We start from the raw sequence: 18,607 nt of genomic DNA on the forward strand, positions 1-18,607 counted from the left end.
TAGAAATTAAAAGGGTTAAATTTACTTCACTACGACTCGCACTCTGTCCAAATTCTGAATACGAGCAAAGGGTGTTTGAGCATCGCCGTCTCGCTGCGAAGCCACTCTCAATGTGGGAAAATAAGTGCCAGATTTCGAGAATTGGTGCGTCATTTTTAGCGTAGCACGGCCTGCTTTTTCGTCAAAAACAATCTCTTTTTGCTTAACAGGAAACGTCCCTGCTCCCTCAAAATCCCACTCAGCTGACACGATCTTACCCGTATGCGGCGGCACTTCTACAACTGCCGTCATTTCAACTTTTTGGCTCATTTTTACCGTCGCTTTCTTCGTTCCCTTGACCGTAAGATTCACAACGGGCTGAATACCTTTGCGTTCTGATGCTATTGGAGGAACTATCACTTGTCCGTCTTCAACTTTATATTGCGTAGAAGTGGCTGGCCCGATTCCTTTCTCACACCATGCACTCAAATCTCTCAAAGCTTGCTGCAATACACCCAAATAACTCACTGTACGGGTAGGAAATTCCTGTTTCGACAAATCGCCGTGTAAGGCGCGGTCGGTGTACCAGAGTCTAAAATTGTCATCGGTTTTATCGCCCAAATTGGCTTTTACTTTATCCCGATAAAAATCACCTTGCCACGCAAATGCTTCTCTGTCCCAGAGCGAACACAGCAGAATCATTTTGCCTTTGAATGTACCCGTAGGTAACACCCCCGCTGCTCCTCTGGTAAACAAAGGGCCTAACAGCATGGGGCGTTGTGGGTAGAGTGGTTTCTCCTCGCCGTCACGGAATTGATCCCACGCTTTGTATTCTTTGCCTGGCACTTGGTGACGGTGGTAAGTTTGTACCGCCAAGAAGTTAGAATTGTCAACAAAAACTTCATCGCCTACCTTGATTTTTGCCAACACGCTCATGTCAACAGGGCCAAAAACAACTTTATCTCCTGAAACACTGGCTAATTGAATGGTTTTTCCAGCCGCCGCACCTGATTTTATAACCAAGTCACCGCCCATAAAATTGACATCTGGCAGTATGTGTTCAATTTGGAAAGCCACAGGCATTTGTCCTTCTACGCCACCCATGCTTTTCCAAGCCAAGTCTGCCGAGCCTCTATGACCTGCCGTTTCGGGTTCTTTTAAGCCCAATTTTACGGCTTCGTCTGAGGTAATATTTGCCTTGATTTTACTTGCTTTTTGCAAACGTGCCTTCAACAGCGACTCTGTCGGATTGGCACCCAAGTAGCCTTTCACTTTCCAAAAATCATCAAAATACTTAGCATCAGCCATTCGCATACCTTGATACAGAGCTATAAAGCCGTGAATACCCATTGTTTTGTAGCCAAACCACGATTGCGGCGGAAAACCCAATTTGGTGGCTTCTTTCAATGCCTCTTTTTCTTCATCATTCAACCCTGCATACATATCGCCACTTCCACCAGCATCGAGTGCATCAATGATTTGAGGTAATTTTTTATCCAAAATTCGCATGGCGTTCATCCTTACGGCAAATACGTTGGGAATGGCCATCGGCGACCCCAACACGTAAGGCACTACGCCATCCCAAACTCCGTCGGTATTTTCGATGCTACCGATAGTCCTATACGCACCACCGCTTCCGCCAAAAGCATAGCCAAAAGGCCGCCCGCCTCCCAAAACAGCCGTAGCCACCACTCTCGAAAAAGCGGCTGAAGCGGCATTGGCCCGAAATGCTCCAATGGTTGGGTCATTGGCCATGGGCTTGGCAAAATCTACGGCTCCTCCCCCATTGGTTTCGATAAAATACGCCCCACTACTGATAGAAAAACCTATTTTATCGTCTTCACCCGTTGCTCCTTGCGACAAAAATTCATTGTCAGGAAAAGGCGTGATGTACTGAAAAAAACGCCCTTGGTAAGCCTCTTTGGTGGGGAAATAGAAAGAAAAACGAGTTTCAGTTCCTTTAAAGCCTCCGTGTACATAACGATGTTTGACAGGCTTTTCTCGCCATTCGTCTATGTCAATGTAGGGGGTTTTGAAAAGGGTATCTTTGGTAGAAAAGGCTTTTGCCAGTTCTTGGCTTTGTTGTACCAAGCCGCTTTGAGCATGGCAATAGCCTACCCATAAAAACAACCAAACACAAAAAGCCAATGATAATTTGAAGGTTTGTTTTTTCATCTTGGAAATTATTTTTCGGGACAATGAAAATCTGCGTTGAAACATCTGCGTCATCAGCATTCCAAGGCTTACGACTATTTCTTTATATTTCTCATTCAAACGTCAAAAACATAATGCTATGGGCAGGTAAGTCGATTGTTCCTTTTTTTACTTTTTTTCCAGTAATCGCAGGTACTTCCTCGCCATTAAGTCGTAATTCCACCCCATTTAGCTTCACTTTTTTGGTCATCAACTCATCGGCCGTGAGGGTATATTGCTTTGCGCTTGCTGGAATAATTACCGAAGAAGATTTGTCATTGGTGTTCAAAATCAGTACTGCTTTTCCATTCTTTTTACCTTTTAAATTATGCGCAAACACATCAACGCCAGCTTCTAAGCTACCTACCTCATATACGTCTGTCCCCATGAATTTCCCCCACAGCAGTGCCGCCCAATAGTTTGGACGAGGATTGTGCGTGTCGTGGTCGAGCAGTGCATACTCACTGCGAGCAAGGGTATTGTGCATTACTACTTGTACTCCCTTTTTGGCCAGACGGCCGAGTTGTTCCAAATACCGAAAGGTATCCAAATAAGTCGCCGCCCACGGATTTCCTCCGCAAGCCGTCTCGGCAGTTTCGGTACACCAAATGGGCGCATCAGGAACGTATTTATCACGGGCTTTTTGGTAAAATTCAAACCCTTTCTCCGTTCGACTAAGCCATTCGGCCGACAAGGCATTTTCGGGCTTTTGGCCGCCCATGCAGCGCCTCGATACCATGCCGTAATAATGGTACGTAAACACCTCAAAAGAAGGTTTGGGCGTAGTAGCTAGGAGCTCATCCACCGACAAATCCAACCCCGATGGCAGTATCCCTTCACCCGTAGAACCTGGGCCAATAATTTTCATTTGGGGCACTTCTTGGGCAGCAAACGCCTTGAAAGCGGCCAAATCTTTGGCAAATCGTGCGCCGTTGTACCCTTTTGGTGCATCACCGTGCGAGGCATGGGAAGGCTCATTAAATAGTTCAGCCACCGCTATTTCTCCTCCTACTGCCCGCGTGTATTCAAGAATGGATTTTACTTGGGTCGGAGTCCAATCGCCTGCTTTGTCGTACATTCCGTCGCTAATGGGAAAAGAAGTGACCAATTTTCCATTCACACTTTTACAAAAGTCAAGCACTCCTTTCCACTGCTGGCGGGTAAGTACGTTTTTGAAACCCGCAGGTGGCTGGGTCATTTTCTGTTCGTCGTTGTTCTGAAAATAAACGGCGTTTGCCCACGTACCACTTACCCTGACATACGTTGATCCCAAGGCCGACGCTAAGTTCCGAAGTTTCTTTTCGTATAAATTAATCGGTTCGATTTTCCATTTTAGAGCGTCAATCCCCTTTTTGTTGGTGGTTTTTCGGACAGAATCAATCAGATTGTAAGGAATCCAAAAGTCGCCACCAATCACTTCGCACATTTCTATATTATAAGATTGAAAACGTTCGTCCACTTTACCAACCATTTTCAGGTCTTTCAAATGAAGCAAGGACTGACCTTTGGCACCGAAAGTCAAACAAGCGAGAATAATCGTAAGTACGTACCACTGATTTTTTTGCATCAACGTAAGAATTTACAAGGCTACAAACTAGGTTTTGGGTGATTAACAGAACAAAGGTATTGAATAATTTTTTTTATTGTATATTTTTTATACAATAATTTTTATTCAAAAATATATCTTTGCAGTACAATTCCCCAACAACCTTCATTTGAGGAATAAATAGAAGATATGAAGAGCCCCAGTCAACAAAATTACATCCCACAGGTATCCATCGACTGCGTCATTTTTGGGTATTCGGAGCAGCAGTTACAAGTATTAATCCCAAAAATCAATTTCAAAGGAGACTTTTGGGCCTTACCCAGCGGATTTGTATTTCAGGACGAAGATATAGATGACGCCGCACACCGTATTTTACGAGAGCGAACGGGCATAGAATCAATTTACTTGGAACAATTCAAGGTATTTGGTCGAGCCAATAGAAGTAGTAAAGAATTTCTGGATAAACTGATTCAGCAAAATTTCGACAAACTTGGCGAAAAAAGTGCAAGTCACACCACCGAATACGATTGGTTTACCAAGCGCTTTCTTTCAGTGGGTTACTATGCTTTGGTGGACATAAATAAAGTTATTCCACAAAAAACGGACTTGGATGAGTCAATCGAATGGTACGGTATTCATGACTTGCCACAAATGATTATGGATCACGAAGAAATTATCAATGAGGCCCTAAAAACACTTCAAAGCCACATTGATGAAAAAATCAATGCCTTCAATCTACTGCCCGACACCTTTACTATGAAAGAGGTACAAGAAGTGTATGAAGCCATTAGTGGAAAAACTTTTGTCCGCACCAATTTCCAAAAAATGATTCTTTCTTTAGACGTGCTCGAACGCCTCGAAAAGAAATTTACAGGAGCTGCCAACAAAGCCCCGTATTTGTATCGGTTTAGGAAAGAATAAACGATTTATAGCCAGCGAAATGTGGTATTTTTGTTACACATTTCGCTAGCTATAAAACAAAAATGATGATAGGACGCACGGAAGAAATAGACCACGAAATAACCCTTCATGATTTTTACATGTGAACCTAATTCGGCTTCTTTAAGGCCATTTTGCCTTTATTGTGCATCAAAAGATTGTCCATGTATTCACAGGTCAATAAGGTTTTCTGGCACACTTCATGGTTTTTCTATTATTTCAAAGGTTGAACGCATTAAAATATAGAGAGGGAATCATTGCTCCAGAGGAGCTAAATCTTCGTAGAAAAATAAATCAAATCCCCCACAAAACCCCATCTGGGCGGCCGACGTTCGGTGAAAGATGTCACCCCGATGGGGCTTTGGGATGGCCTTTACCCCTTTTTTTCTACTAAGATTTAGCCTCGCTGAGGCTTTTTTTTAATGCGTTTAAGCTGATTATTTCACTTGCAACACCTTCACTTCCCCTACTAATCCTGAAGGAATCAAAGGTGAATCTTTTCGGTAAAACGGCATGGTCGTGAAGGTTGTTTTTTGCTTCACATCGGGCTGTGCATCCCCCACAAGACGGTTGACCCAGTTATTGGTGACATTGATTTGAAGGGTATTATCACCTTCTTTGGCCGCCGAAGTAATGTCGATTTTAAACGGTTTTTTCCAAACAGTTCCTACGTTTTTACCGTTCACAATGACCTCCGCGATATTTTTAACATCGCCCAAATCGAGTATAACAGCTCCTTTTCCCCCGATGGGGGTGTTTATTTTGAAATTATTTTCATAAGTGGCTGTACCTGAGAAATATTTCACGTCAGTATCTGCATTTTCACTCCATGAAGTCAGTTTATCAAAAACCACATTTTTATCGTTAAACTTCACTTTCCAAGGGGTTGAGAGAGAAGAAACGGTGGTTTCAGTAGTTGCAGGTTTAGTGTACGCTTGCTGCGAGGTAGCATTTCCAAATACAATAAACATGGCTCCCCAAGATTCAAGTCGGAGTGGGATGATGGTTCTTCCCTCTTTGATTTGATAGCTAATCTTTTCGACTTTACCCGTTTCTGGATTCCACAATTCAGGCACTTTGCCCGACACACGGAAACTGATTTCGGCCTCGGTGGCGTCTGCACTTCTATTGTTTAACCAATAGATGTCTTGACTCACCGTTTGACGGTGGCGGTACAGGATTTTATTTTGGGCATTTGAAATAATGACGTCGGGCGTTGTCGGGACGGCGACGGTGGGGATGATAGAGGGCCATATTTCGTTTGCTATCTGTTGATATTCAACCTCATTATCGGCCAAACTTGGCGATTTTACGGGTTTCGCACCCGCTACTTTTACCCCTGCTTTTACCAAATCACGGATTTTTTTCAATACAGGCAAGGTCATCAGTTTCGCTGATTCATCCAGTACCAACACGCTGTACGTATTGCCGCTTTGCGCCACGAGTTTACCATTTTGAGCCTTAATGGCATTTAAAAGTGCGGAAGAATTGACATAATCAAATTCATAACCCGCTGGAATTGAGGGCAATTTTTCACGACTAATCCACGTCACGTTGTTGTTTTCACCGTAGTAGTATAAAATATCCGCCACGTTGCGGCCTTGTTGAAGCAAATAACAACTACGCCCCAAATACGACATCCATGCTTTTCCTCCCGCTTCGGCCCACGTCTCTTGGCGGGTAAAATACTGTCCAAATGGCCCAAGTGAAAACCCAGGTTTTTTATCATCGAGCGGTTGGTGAACGGAAGTGTGAATCACAAATCGGTTCAAACCCGACGCCATTTCCAAATCAGCAGTTCTTTTTAATTTTTCAGGGTATTCTTGAAAAGGTTTTCCCACCGACGTCATTGATTCTGCCGCTACAATGGGTTTACCGTAAATATTGGCCACCGAAGCCGATTCACGAATATCTGCCTCGCTCCGTACCTCTTCGTCGTTACCACCCGCCAAACTTCCTGGCGTCCACATGGCCGACATCGGAATGTCCGAATTTCGTTTTACGTCCATGCCGTCGGCCAAATAAATCCGTCCACCTTCATGGGATTCGGTATAACGTTTCATGCCGCGTTTCTTCAACTCTTCTCCAATCACATCGTAGTGGTTTTCGGCAATCATCTCACCAATCGTTTTACGAAAATCCCACAAAAAGCGCTCGCTGGCTTCCAACGACGTCACAACCCTGCCCGTCAAAACAGGTACCCACTGGCGAAGGTCATACCCACGGCGATTTTTGAACTCATCAGGAAAGCTTTTGGTCCAGTTCATGTGTCCCGCTTCGTAGCTATCCAACACCATGTAATTTAGCCCTTTAGCCCCCATCAAACCCGCAGTGGCGTCTTTGTACATGTCCAAATAGGTATTAATATAACGCCGAACAGCCTCTTTATCCAATTTATCTACCTCTAAACCAGTCGCTTCGGGCGAAGCTGGGTGGTTTTGGCGGCCTGTTAATGAATACCCGAGACGGATCGCCCCCCACGCCCCCGCAGGAGGAGTCCAATTTAAAGTACCATCAGGTAACATTTTGTCGGTAATATCTATAATATTATCCAGGCTCACAGCATTCGCATCAGTTCCCCCATTGGTGGGTAGGGAGCTGTTTTCTCTCCAAGGCGTAAAACCCGCTTTATCTTCCAACTGGTCGATACGGTTACTGCTGTGCAACACAAATTCGGCCACGTGAACCCCTTCAGGTTTAGGCTCTTCGGCAGGACGACCTGCCATCGCAGCAAACATATTGGGAGCAGGAGCAAGGGTTTTCCAACACATCCGCCAGTATTTCGCCGTGGTCGAAGGAATGGCTACGGTGTTGTAAGGAACGGTACTTCCTGATACTTTGGCAATTTCACGAAAATTCACTCCGTCGTCGCTTACTTTCAACGTTCGGTTTTCAGGATTTCCCCGAAACTCCGACAATGCACTCTCGTTGGCTCCTGCCACTGAAAAAGCTTTAAACGTTTGTGGGGTTTCAAATTCGTACTGAATCCACATCTCTTGACCTACCGCCATTGGAGGCAACAAAACCGCCTTACTTAAATCGGTATCTGTCAGCTCTTTCAGCGCAAAACTTCCTCCGCTCGAACTCACTTTGGGCGTTAATTCTACCAGCATTTTTTCTGAACTGGGCAGTCGATACGCAATCACTAACGCATCTTGGTAAAAATTAGGTTTTTCACCCACAAATCCCCCCGTGAGTCCCCCTGCCCCCATCTCAACATTTTGATATTTTCCCGTTATGTCCGAAGGTCGGGGCAATTTTCCTGAGAATGGTTTACCGCCCTCAATCCGCGTTTCAGTCCAAACGTATTTTTTCATGGCATCTTCGGGCTTTACCCACGGGCCGCCCGTCACGCTCCAGCCAGGAGAACCCGCAATGGCCATTTCGAGTCCTTTTTGGTCGGCCAATTGCGTCGTAAACTTAAAGGCATCTTTCCAGTCGGGCGTCATAAAGACAAGCTTCTTTGGCACCACGACGGGCGTAAACAAGTTGGCATCAAAGTTTTGAAACCCGCCGATACCCACGCGCTGCATCCATTCTAAGTCTTTCTGGATACCTTCTTTAGATATATTTCCGTTCATCCAATGCCACCAAACACGCGGTTTGGCCGAATTGGGCGGTATTTGAAACTGAGTTTTGTCTTGGGCATAACCTCCTACACTCGATACGAGTAGCAAGGCTAGAACAGATTGAATTTTCGTTTTCATTCTTATTCAATTAGAGTTGTTGGTAAAAAGTGACGCACAATAGCTGCCTACCTCAGCGGGGTATGGCTAGCGTTTTATAATAAAAGTTGACCGTCTGCTTCACCGAGGAAAGGTTCGACGGCTTCTCTTTGGTATCGCGTTCAATCATAATATATCCATTGTACTTTTGGCTTTTCAATTCGTCAAAAACTGCTGGGAAGTCAATCGCTCCCGTCCCTACAGGCACATCTTGGAGTTTATTGTTGTTGTATTCCGCGATGTCTTTTAGGTGAATTCCAATGATTTTTCCTTGCAGTTTTTTCAAGGCAAGAATTGGATTTATCCCCGATTTTGGATAGTGCCCCAAATCGGGACAAGCCGCGAAGTTGGGATGCCCTTCCAACGCGGCTAATAGCGAGTCGGGATGCCAATAAATGCTGTTTCCCTTCCAGTGGTTGTGCAAAGCCACTTTTACCCCGTAAGCACCCGCCAAACTATCCACGCTGTTCCACAAGTTTCGGGGTGGTTCGGCGGTCACGTATTTGACTCCAAAGGCTTTGGCTATGTCAAAATCGCGCTTCCAATCGGCTACTGTTTTACCCCCAATGATATAAATCGACTCCATTTTAAGCCCTTTATCAGCTATCTGCTTTTTCAAATGCTGAAGCCCCGACGGCGAAAGCCGAAATAGCGCAGAGTCTTGGAGTTCTTTTCCTGCTTTGGCAAACACAAACCCTTCCACGTACTTTAAGGAAGCACTGTCGGCGTAGGCCAGTTGTTCGGGAAATGATGCGGTACTAAAGGTATAAAGCGCCACGCCTAGTTTCCAGTTTTTGGCAACAGAAGTGTTTTTGGGCTTCGACTGCGCATTTAGCCCTAACGAAAATAGCGCAGCTACTACTCCAACGACTATGAAGGTTACTAACTTTTTACTTTTCATTGCATCTTGTTTTAACAAAGTCAGGGCTAAAGCCCACAATTACACTCATATTACCTATAATCCCCAACCTAAAGACTTGGGGTTAGAACAGTTACATAATCAATCTCTAAAAAATCCTCTACGTTTTGCATCCAAAAATTTTCTACAAAGGCGACGTGTTGTGGGTGATTTGAGTAAGTATCGTAGTGTTCTTGTGAATCAAATTCCATCGAAATTCCGTACTCAAATTTGTTTTTGGGGCTGATTTGTTTTAACACTTCAAATTTTTGCACATAAGGAATGCTGGCAAGGGCATCAACAGCCTCAAAAAACGCTTGTTTTTCATATTCGGTAAGCGAAGACTTTAATTTTAAAATCACTGAATGTCGAAGCATAATTTTAGGTAAGTAGTGTTTTTTAGGGCCAATTTGATTTATTACGTTCTTTTAAGACTGCGATTAAAGTTTAAATTCATTTTGCCCCTCTTTGAGGTTGAGCGTTTTGCCCGCCCAGACAAACATCCCCGTCACCGTTTTGGGAAGCGTTATCTGCACGTTCCACTTATTGTTTTCTTGTTTGTAGCTCACCGAAATGCTTCCTTTGGGATGTGGCATCGTTCCGCTGATGCTGGTAAGTTGACCCAAATGTGGCTGAATTTTCACTTTTGAGAAGGCCAAACCATCGCTATCAATCCCGAGAATAGTTCTGTAAAACTCTACGTTAGGACTCGAACCCCAAGCGTGGCAATCAGAACGAGTTTTGTCCACGTCGGAGGTTTCTGCCCAAGTTGTGAGTCCCATTTGAATATTTTCACGCCATTTATCGAGCCATTTCAAATAGTCATTGCCTTTTCCCGCTTTGATCAATGCTTGGTGCAAATAATATTTGAAATAGATAGAGGCAGGGGCGAGCTGGTTATTGGTGGTCAGTGATTGGGCAATTTGTTTTGCTTCTTCGCTAGTGGCCATTCCCGTCAGAATAGCCAGCGAATTGGTATGTTGCGAAAACTCATCTTTTTCTTCTCGGTCGGCAAAAAGCGTTTTGGCACTGTCCCAGTATTTGGTCCTGATGGTCTTTTTTAGAGTAGTTATTTCCTGTTGGTATTGCGCAGCGAAGGCCGTATTTCCGAGTTTTGTTTCCAAGTCTGCCGCTACCTGATACGCCCAAAGTAACTGAAAATCAAGTACCGCCGAAGTACCATTGGCACTCATAGGGCCTATACCTGCTTTCCACTCCTTGAAATTGTCCACCCAATCGGTAAACATCCACTGCGGGGTATTTTTTAGTGAACCGTCGGCTTGTTGGTAGCTTTTGAAATAACTCAAAATTTGCCGAGTCCCACTTAGTTTATTTCTAACAAATTCAATATCAGCCCCGTACCGAGCATAATCTTGCAACATTCCAATGTACCAAAGCGAGAACGTCGGGATAAATTGAGGGGTGTAAGAAGGATGTCGGCTCAGGGTAACACCTTCAGGAGTCCGTGAAAAGTCCATGAGATTGATGGCATTTTTTACGAGTCGGTCGTCGCCGCTATTATAAAGCGATACCAATGCCTGAATTCTACCATCTCCAATGTATTGAAGTTGCTCATAATAAGGGCAATCCATGTAAGTTTCATAGGCACAAAGGCGAGCCGTGCGCCAGCCAATTTCAAGCATTTTATCCATTTCGGGCTGATTGGCCGACAGTTGGGCGTTCATCTGAAAAGGATAGCCCGTAAATGTACCGTAAATATCATTTAAGGTAATTGCCTCATTTTGAGTAACAATGCTTAGTTGAACATAGCGATATGTACGGTAAGTAAGGCTGGTAAATTTCTGGCGTTGGCTTCCATCCGAAACAAGGCTATCTGCCCGCCCAATAAAGGTTTTACCAGCGGTTTCGTTTCTATTGCCTTTTGAAGTATTTTTAAAAAGTGCCTCGGCGTATCTCAATGTAATACTCGCCGATTTCCCCCCGCTAAATTCTACATTTGGGTAGGCATTCGTCAAATAATTTTGGTCTAAAATGAGGGTTACTTTTGAGTTGGCAGGAATCGTCACCTCAGATTTTTGGGCAGGAAAACCCGCAGACAGCCCCGTAACACCTTCGTTACTAACGACTTTGACCAATCTTTCGTCTTTCAGTTCCATTTGAGGAATAATAGACGGCACGAGCATCCAGCCACTCATCGTACCGAAAGCCCCTAAAATATTTTTGGGAACTCCTCCCCCCACGGGTCTTGCTTTTTGCCAATTTTTATCGTCAAAACCTTCACTTTGCCAATTTTTGGGACTCAAAGCCATGTTTCGAATCTCACCCGCCCCAGCTACATAGTAGCCCCGCGTTCTAAAAATCAAAGGTGCAAAGCTGTTGTCTTTTTCACAAAGCCAGGTGTTATTGGTATTCACCGCCGACTCCGCAGAAGTAGCTCCCTGAAGAATAAAACCCGTTCGGTACGTTATCTGCGCCTCGGGTTTAAATTCGCCCTCGTTCCACACTTGGGCGGCAACGATATTTTTTCCTGCTTTTAAATATGGCGCAATGTCCACCGTTTCGTAGTTCCAATGAGCAATATCGCCACGGGCAGGGCCCATCGAAACCAGTGTTTCGTTCACAAAAAGTTTGTAGCGGTTATCGCCCGAAACGTGAATTTTATAGTTTGAGGGTTTTGCAGCCAACTCAATCGTTTTGCGAAATAGATAGACCCCATATCCATCATTGCTTGCATTTGGCACAGCTATCCACTGGGCATGCCAGCGTTTGTTGATGACATCAGGCTCACCCGTTGGAGGGCCAAATTGCGCATGGGCAAGGGTTGTCACTAACACAACTAAGCATAAAATGAGGGCTTTTATCTTTTTCATAATTATCAGGAGGTAATTGTTCTTACAAGTCATTTCAACTCGGCAGTCAAAAACGCTACGACTTTATTCTTGATTTCTTCCACATCAAACATTTTACCAAAATGAGGCGCATCTTTTACGATAATAAGCTCATTTTTAACGCCATTGGTCGTTAGCCAACTGCTCAACAACTGCGAATGACGGGGTGCAACTAAGTTGTCTTTTTCGCCGTGAATCAATAAAAATGGAGGGTCGGTTTTATCAACGTAGGTTGTGGGGCTTGCGATTTTGGCCAAATCAGGGCGCGCAATCGGAGCTGCCCCAATCAGCAATCCTTCGGGCGACTTGGCATCGTCGGCGCCAGGAAAAAGAATCAGCTCGGCAGGCCCGTAAAAGTCAACTACCGCTTTGAACTTAAACTTCTTTGACGTGTTAGGCATAAAAAAAGCATCCACTTTATTGTTGTTGGACAACCCTTGCAAAGAGGCCAAATGCCCCCCAGCGGAGAATCCCATCAAAGCGATTCGGTTTTTATCCAAACCATATTTTTCAGCATTATCATACAAAAAAGACACAGCACGGTTACAATCTTGGATTTGGGCAGGAAAAGTAGCTTGTGTAGCCCAGCGATAATCTATGGACGCAATGGCAATGCCACTGTTAATCAGAGCCGAAACCGTATTACCCATGTAACCAATATCGGCGGTTTTGTCATTGCCAATCCAACCGCCACCGTGAATCAGCACTACGAGCGGCAGGTTTTTGGGAGCATTGGCGGGCAGATAAATATCTAATAAATGCTTTTTGAGGGTATCGTTATTGAATGGGATATTTCCGTGTAAAATCGTTCCTTGGGGAAAAAGTTTTAACACACGGTTGGTTTCCTGTTGGGCATTGGCCAAAAACCCCTGAAATAGTAAAAATGCAGCAAGAACTAGCGACTTGATTTTCATTGGAGAGAAAAATTTAGGATTCACTTTTTTACTAAAATGATAGATTGAACGCATTAAAAACAAAGCCTCATCGGGGTCACCAACGTTCGGGGAAAGATGTCACGAGCGACGGCCGCCCCGATGGGGCTTTTGGTCGGAATCCACCAATTTTCAATAAATGCGAAAAGCGCACTTTCATAAGTACAAAAAAATACTCCTTTTATACAGAAATCATCCTGTACTTGCCTGCTATTGTCTCCATTTTAGACAATAATAAATTTACCTCAGTTTCAGTTTTTTTGAAAAAGCAAGTCCTGCCAATGCCAAACTTGCCGCAATCCACAAGAAAGTAGAGGGATCAATAATGTCAGGAAGGAATCCCGCTAGAAATGTGCCAATTTATCATTTAAACAACAGCGGGGCGAAGTCTTTTAGATTTTGACGCCACGCCAAAAAAGTATGTGCCCCTACGCCGTTTTCGTAGGTATATTTGATGCCAAACTCGTCGAACATCTTCATCATATTTAGGTTATTTTGGTACGCGATGTCGGCTTCACCTCCCATATAAATCTTAAAGTTTTTGAAAGAATTAATGGTTTTATTACGCATCACATCTCCGTATTTTTCTTTGATTTCGGCAATGGCATTGGGAAAATAGCCGGTACTCATCGGAAAAACTTGCGAGAACAAATCGGGATGCCAAAGTGCTAAATTGATGGCCTGAATGCCTCCCATCGAAAGCCCTGCGATGGCGCGGTGTTCGCGCTTATTAGAAACGGGGTACGTTTTTTCCACAAAAGGAATCACGTCTTGAATCATGTCACGGCAGAAAGGATCTTGCTGCGCACCTGCCCCCATAAAAAATCCTTGAATGTGCGTATGTCCTGCGGGCATGACTACAATCATTGGCTTGAGTTTTCCTTGGGCGTAGAGGTTGTCCAAAATCAAATTGGCCCGCCCTATCGTCGTCCAAGAAGCATCGTTATCGCCTCCGCCGTGAAATAAATACAACACGGGCAGTTTTTCTTTCTTGCTAATTTCGTCGTAGTTGGGGGGTAAATACACGTGCAAACGGCGCGAAGCTCCCTCTAAAGCCGTTGATTTATAAAGCACTTTTTCAATTTTCCCGTGCGGTACGTCTTTGAGCGTTTGGAAATCATTTTCAGCCCCCTTTACTTCAAAAAGGTTTGAAAAACCACTGTTTGATTCTTTGTACTGGGCATTTTTGGGGTCAAATACCTTCAATCCATCCACGTTAAAATCGTACGTATAGACATTAGGGGACACGCGCGTTGCCGTCGTAAACGACCACACACCTACTTCGTCTTTTTGCAATTTAGCGGCAGGAAAGCCATTTGGAAAGTCGCCAGAAACGGTTACTTCAGAGGCTTTGGGGGCATAGATACTGAATTTTACCTTTCCATCAGCCAACTGCCTCACCGACTTCAATGTATCGTTGGGGGTTGGCGGGCGCTGCGGAAATTGAGCAAAAACAGAAGTGGTAACTGCAAGCGTGACAAAGGCAAACGTTATTTTTTTCATTGCTTTTTATAAGAGTTAAACTTTGGCATTATTTCAATATATTTTTACACAAAGCTAATTTAACATAAGCAAGAAAAATGGGCAAAAAAAGAGGAAGTTTATGCAAAATCAATCACTTTCATCACAACAGTTACCCTTCAAAAATTACCACTGCGCGCGATTAGGCCACTACTTTATTTCTCAAAATACCAATCCCTTCAATTTCCAGTTCTACGACATCACCAGGTTCGAGGGAACGATGAACGCTAAAATTGTTTTCAATCAAACTTCCCCAACCGAGTGTTCCTGAGCCAAGAATATCGCCTGGCATGAGGGTTACGTTGTTTTCGGAAGCGCGCTCAATCATTTGCTCAAAATTATAGTATGATGTTTTGTAATTTCCTTCACACACCGTCTGACCGTTGATACGAGACGTCATTGTCAGGTTCAGTCTATCACCTGCTACTTTTGGTACGCTGATGGGTTCTTGAAAAACCGTGGGGTCAAACGGAACGCGGTATTGCTCCATTTCGTCGGCTGTGACAATGTAAGGGCCAATCGCATTGGCAAAATCTTTGCCTTTGTGCGGCCCCAACGGAATTTCCATCTCAACTTTTTGGATTGCACGGGCTGTCCAATCGTTGAAAATCGTATAACCAAAAATATACGGACGAGCATCCGCAGCTTTGATGTCTTTCCCTTTTTTGCCAATGATACACGCTAATTCTAACTCAATATCGAGCTTCGTCTCCTTGGTTGGGCGTTTGATTTCGGCCTCAGGGCCATAAATAGCCTGGTGATTGGTAAAATAGAAAATGGGCATATCGTACCAAGCTAGCCCAATTTTATGCCCAAACGAACGAGAAGCATTTTGCATGTGCATCTCAAACCCAATGTAATCGCGAAAACTCCGTGGGTTGGGCAGCGGCGCTAAAAGTTGCACATCAGCCAACGAATAATGCGGTGCTACATCGCCTAAGGATTGAATAATTTCGGAATAAATTTCGTGGTTATCAATAAAAGTGAGCATATCTGTCGGCAATTGAGGACTCGCCAACTGCATATCTACTACGTTTTCTCCCACAAGCCAGCCAATGCGTGATTCTTGGCTTTTATTTAAAAATGTGATTAGTTTCATAAGCCCCTAAATCCCCGATGGGGACTTTATTTTATTGTTTTTTTTTAATTTAAACTATATTGATATTCCCCCATCGGGGGTCAGGGGTTAAATTTCTTGAGTCAACGCCATGCCTGTTTTGCCCATGAGCATACCCATGTTTGCCCCTTCTGGTAGTGGCTGGTCATTGTATTCGAGCAATTCCCAAGCTCCCAAGGTCTCCGAAACATCTACCACCATTTTGCAGCGATTATAGCGACGGGTCATGTATCGTTCAAAGACTTCTTCTACTGAACCTTCCTTTTGCAGTTCTTCAATCAAAACCACTGCGTCTTCGATGGCCAAGGCCGCGCCCGATCCCAATTGCGGAATGGTTGTGTGCGCGGCATCTCCCAACACCACGACGCGATTTTTGTACCAAGGTGCAGGCATTTTGAGGGTTTCAAGCGTACGATAATTGACCAATTTAGCCTCTGTTACTTGGGGTATAAGCTCTTGCACCATCGGAATCGGATAAGCCGCCATGTAGCTTTTCAGCTTCTCAACCAATTGGTCTTCAGGGATGTTTGGGTTATCTCCCTCCGCCGAATTGACAAAAATATAGCACTTTTCGGCCGTCATTGGGATAACTCCCAGCTTGTGTTTTTTATTAAAGAAAATATAACCCGTATCCAAACTCGCGGGTCGTTTGAAGGCATAGCGCCAAACAGATAGCCCTACGTAAGTAGATTTAAAATCGCCAAAGATGAGCTTACGTACTTTTGAGTTGACTCCGTCGGCGGCGATGACAATATCGTAGGTAGCAGAAGTACCATCCGTAAAAGCTACCTTAGCAGCATCAGGCTGATTATCAATTGATTCAACGGTCACTCCCATGCGATATTTCAAGCCTACTTTTTGGGCTTCCTCAAAAAGTACGTCGTGCAAAATTTTGCGAGAAATGCCATTGTGGCTCGGAAAACGACCGATGGGTGGCGTTCCAGCCTCACCGATTTGTACGCCATGTGGCAAACAAAGTTTTACTTTTCCGTAAGGCGAGCCTCTACGCATAGCCTCGTCGGCTACGCCAATGGCATCTAAGGCACGAAGGGCATTGGCTTGCTGAATGATACCTACCCCATAAACATTAAATTCTTTATGGATTTCGACAACATCTACTTCAAAACCTGCCTTTTTCAGACCGATAGCCGCCGACTGTCCTCCGATACCAGCTCCGACTACCAATATAGCCCCCCGCCCCCCGATGGGGGAGTTTATGTTATTTTCCATATTTTCAATTAAGGTTGATTAGGTCAAAAGAGGTTGAGAATCATTTTGAGTGATGATTTATGAGTAAATCGCTACCGCTCTGGTCCAACCAGCACTTGCTTTTTCGATTTTGGCAGGGAAACAAGCCACTTTGAAACCAAACGGCGGCAATTGGTCGAGATTTGCAAGCTTTTCGATTTGACAATATTCTTTTTCGATGCCTACATAATGCGCTTGCCAAATAATACCTGGGCGAGGATTCTCTCTGAAATCTGCGGCTTGAATATGCAATGGAATATCCCAACCCCAACCGTCTGTTCCCATTACTTTAATGCCTTGGTCAATGAGCCAGTGCGTAGCTTTTGCCGATGCTCCCACGTGGATTTTTACAAAATCATCGTCATGAATACGCTTATCGGCATCACAACGAATCAAGACAATATCCAATGGCTTCAATGTATAGCCAATAGCATCTAATTTCTCTTGTAAATCCTCTGGCTCAAACATATAGCCATCGGGTTTGTCAGTAAAGTCAAGCACAACGCCATCTTGAAAAAACCATTCTAATGGCATTTCATCAATCGTGCGGGCTGGTTTTCCCTCAGAAGTTGGAAAATAATGGTAAGGTGCATCGACGTGTGTGCCACAATGACTCGTTACGGTTAAAAATTCACCCGCAGGGCCATTTCCATCGATAAACACATCGGTCAAGCCTTCAAATAATTTACCACCCATTTTTTTTGCTCCTTCTTTGTGATCTTCGTACACAATTTTGGTTGGGAGCGGCTCTTTTATCTTTTCTGAAATAGTTACTGACAGGTCTATGATTTTCATTTTGTGATATTTATGTAATTTATTTTAATAATCGACCGCCATCAACGGTCAGAATTGTACCCGTAGTAAACGTAAGCGAGGTAGCCAAGGCAAACACAGCCTGAGCCACGTCGCTCCCCGTTGCAAAACGCCCCAATGGCGTATTATCTCGTTGATTTTGCAGGAATTGTTGGTCAAAATTTTTGGTATATTCTCCTTCAACAAACCCTGGCGAAACAGACACTACCCTGATTTTAGGTGCTAAAGCCCTTGCCAACGAACGCGTCATGGAATCAATCGCCGCTTTGGAGGCACAATAGGCTACATTGCTTCCGATGCCATAAATACCTGCAATGGAGGAGATATTGACTATCAACGATGAGTGATTAGCGATGAGTGATGAGTTTTCTAATACCTCTTTCATCGCCCTGCACATCGCAAACGAACCTCGGAAATTTGTTTGCATGATTTTATCAATCCATCCGTCGGTCAAGCCTTCCAAATCTTCGTGCGGTACGGGGGTTGTGATGCCCGCATTATTGACCAATACATCTAATTTTCCATACTTTTCGGCCACAAATGCTTTCAATTCTTCTACTTTTTGAGCATCGGTGGTTGGGGCGTGGAAAATTGAGTGTTGAGTGATGAACGATGAGTGTTGAGTTTTAGACTCAGAAATTACATTCAACTCAGCTAGTAGCCTCTCAGCTTTTACAGAATTACTGTTGTACGTAGCAATCACTGAATAGCCATTTTCAGCAAACGTTTTACAAATGGCCGAACCTATCTCTCCCGCGCCGCCTGTGACGAGAACAGTTCCAGCCCCCCCCGCCCCCGATGGGGGAGCTATTTTTTCAATGCTTTCTATTAGTTTATCCATATTTGT

General features: G+C 44.2%; 13 protein-coding genes. 1 reads left to right on the top strand and 12 read right to left on the bottom strand.

What is annotated here, in order from left to right; all coding sequences use genetic code 11:
* Window positions 1-21: 21 nt before the first annotated feature.
* Both K339_RS0116875 and K339_RS33965 read right to left on the bottom strand, forming a co-directional pair.
* Complete coding sequence (locus tag K339_RS0116875; RefSeq protein ID WP_037300829.1) at window positions 22-2,154, bottom strand: PKD domain-containing protein; 2,133 nt, start codon at window positions 2,152-2,154, stop codon at window positions 22-24.
* 91 nt (window positions 2,155-2,245) lie between these two features.
* Complete coding sequence (locus K339_RS33965; RefSeq protein WP_037300832.1) at window positions 2,246-3,739, bottom strand: glycosyl hydrolase family 79 N-terminal domain-containing protein; 1,494 nt, start codon at window positions 3,737-3,739, stop codon at window positions 2,246-2,248.
* Window positions 3,740-3,907: 168 nt separating this feature from the next.
* Between K339_RS33965 and K339_RS0116885 the strand changes: the two genes are divergently transcribed.
* The gene (locus K339_RS0116885) at window positions 3,908-4,639 is read left to right on the top strand and encodes an NUDIX hydrolase (protein ID WP_028524647.1); all 732 of its coding nucleotides are present in this window, start codon (window positions 3,908-3,910) and stop codon (window positions 4,637-4,639) included.
* A gap of 455 nt (window positions 4,640-5,094) precedes the next feature.
* On the opposite strand, the gene K339_RS0116890 is transcribed toward K339_RS0116885, so the two are convergent.
* The 10 genes from K339_RS0116890 to K339_RS0116945 all read right to left on the bottom strand — a co-directional run bounded on the left by K339_RS0116890 (window position 5,095) and on the right by K339_RS0116945 (window position 18,601).
* Complete coding sequence (locus tag K339_RS0116890) at window positions 5,095-8,364, bottom strand: glycosyl hydrolase (protein ID WP_037300835.1); 3,270 nt, start codon at window positions 8,362-8,364, stop codon at window positions 5,095-5,097.
* A gap of 52 nt (window positions 8,365-8,416) precedes the next feature.
* The gene (locus K339_RS0116895; protein WP_028524649.1) at window positions 8,417-9,283 is read right to left on the bottom strand and encodes a sugar phosphate isomerase/epimerase family protein; all 867 of its coding nucleotides are present in this window, start codon (window positions 9,281-9,283) and stop codon (window positions 8,417-8,419) included.
* A gap of 68 nt (window positions 9,284-9,351) precedes the next feature.
* Window positions 9,352-9,657 carry a Dabb family protein gene (locus K339_RS0116900; protein WP_028524650.1) on the bottom strand — a complete coding sequence of 102 codons (306 nt, stop codon included), beginning with the start codon at window positions 9,655-9,657 and terminating at the stop codon, window positions 9,352-9,354.
* Window positions 9,658-9,720: 63 nt separating this feature from the next.
* Window positions 9,721-12,111: an alpha-L-rhamnosidase-related protein gene (locus K339_RS0116905; protein ID WP_028524651.1), complete on the bottom strand. Its 2,391-nt coding sequence runs from the start codon at window positions 12,109-12,111 to the stop codon at window positions 9,721-9,723.
* Between the two features lie 29 nt (window positions 12,112-12,140).
* Window positions 12,141-13,043, bottom strand: a complete 903-nt coding sequence (locus K339_RS0116910; protein WP_028524652.1) for an alpha/beta hydrolase — start codon at window positions 13,041-13,043, stop codon at window positions 12,141-12,143.
* A 381-nt stretch (window positions 13,044-13,424) separates the two neighbouring features.
* Window positions 13,425-14,564, bottom strand: coding sequence for an esterase (locus tag K339_RS0116920; protein WP_028524654.1), 1,140 nt, complete (start codon window positions 14,562-14,564; stop codon window positions 13,425-13,427).
* 160 nt (window positions 14,565-14,724) lie between these two features.
* Entirely contained in the window at window positions 14,725-15,681 is a 957-nt protein-coding gene (locus tag K339_RS0116930; RefSeq protein ID WP_028524655.1) for a fumarylacetoacetate hydrolase family protein, read from the bottom strand.
* An 87-nt stretch (window positions 15,682-15,768) separates the two neighbouring features.
* The gene (locus K339_RS0116935; RefSeq protein WP_051398065.1) at window positions 15,769-16,929 is read right to left on the bottom strand and encodes an FAD-dependent monooxygenase; all 1,161 of its coding nucleotides are present in this window, start codon (window positions 16,927-16,929) and stop codon (window positions 15,769-15,771) included.
* A 57-nt stretch (window positions 16,930-16,986) separates the two neighbouring features.
* A complete protein-coding gene (locus K339_RS0116940; protein WP_028524657.1) occupies window positions 16,987-17,742 on the bottom strand; it encodes a cyclase family protein in 756 nt (251 codons plus the stop codon).
* Window positions 17,743-17,761: 19 nt separating this feature from the next.
* Window positions 17,762-18,601: an SDR family NAD(P)-dependent oxidoreductase gene (locus K339_RS0116945; RefSeq protein WP_084332242.1), complete on the bottom strand. Its 840-nt coding sequence runs from the start codon at window positions 18,599-18,601 to the stop codon at window positions 17,762-17,764.
* Window positions 18,602-18,607 lie beyond the last annotated feature (6 nt).

This window comes from Runella limosa DSM 17973, assembly GCF_000482465.1.
GTDB lineage: Bacteria > Bacteroidota > Bacteroidia > Cytophagales > Spirosomataceae > Runella > Runella limosa.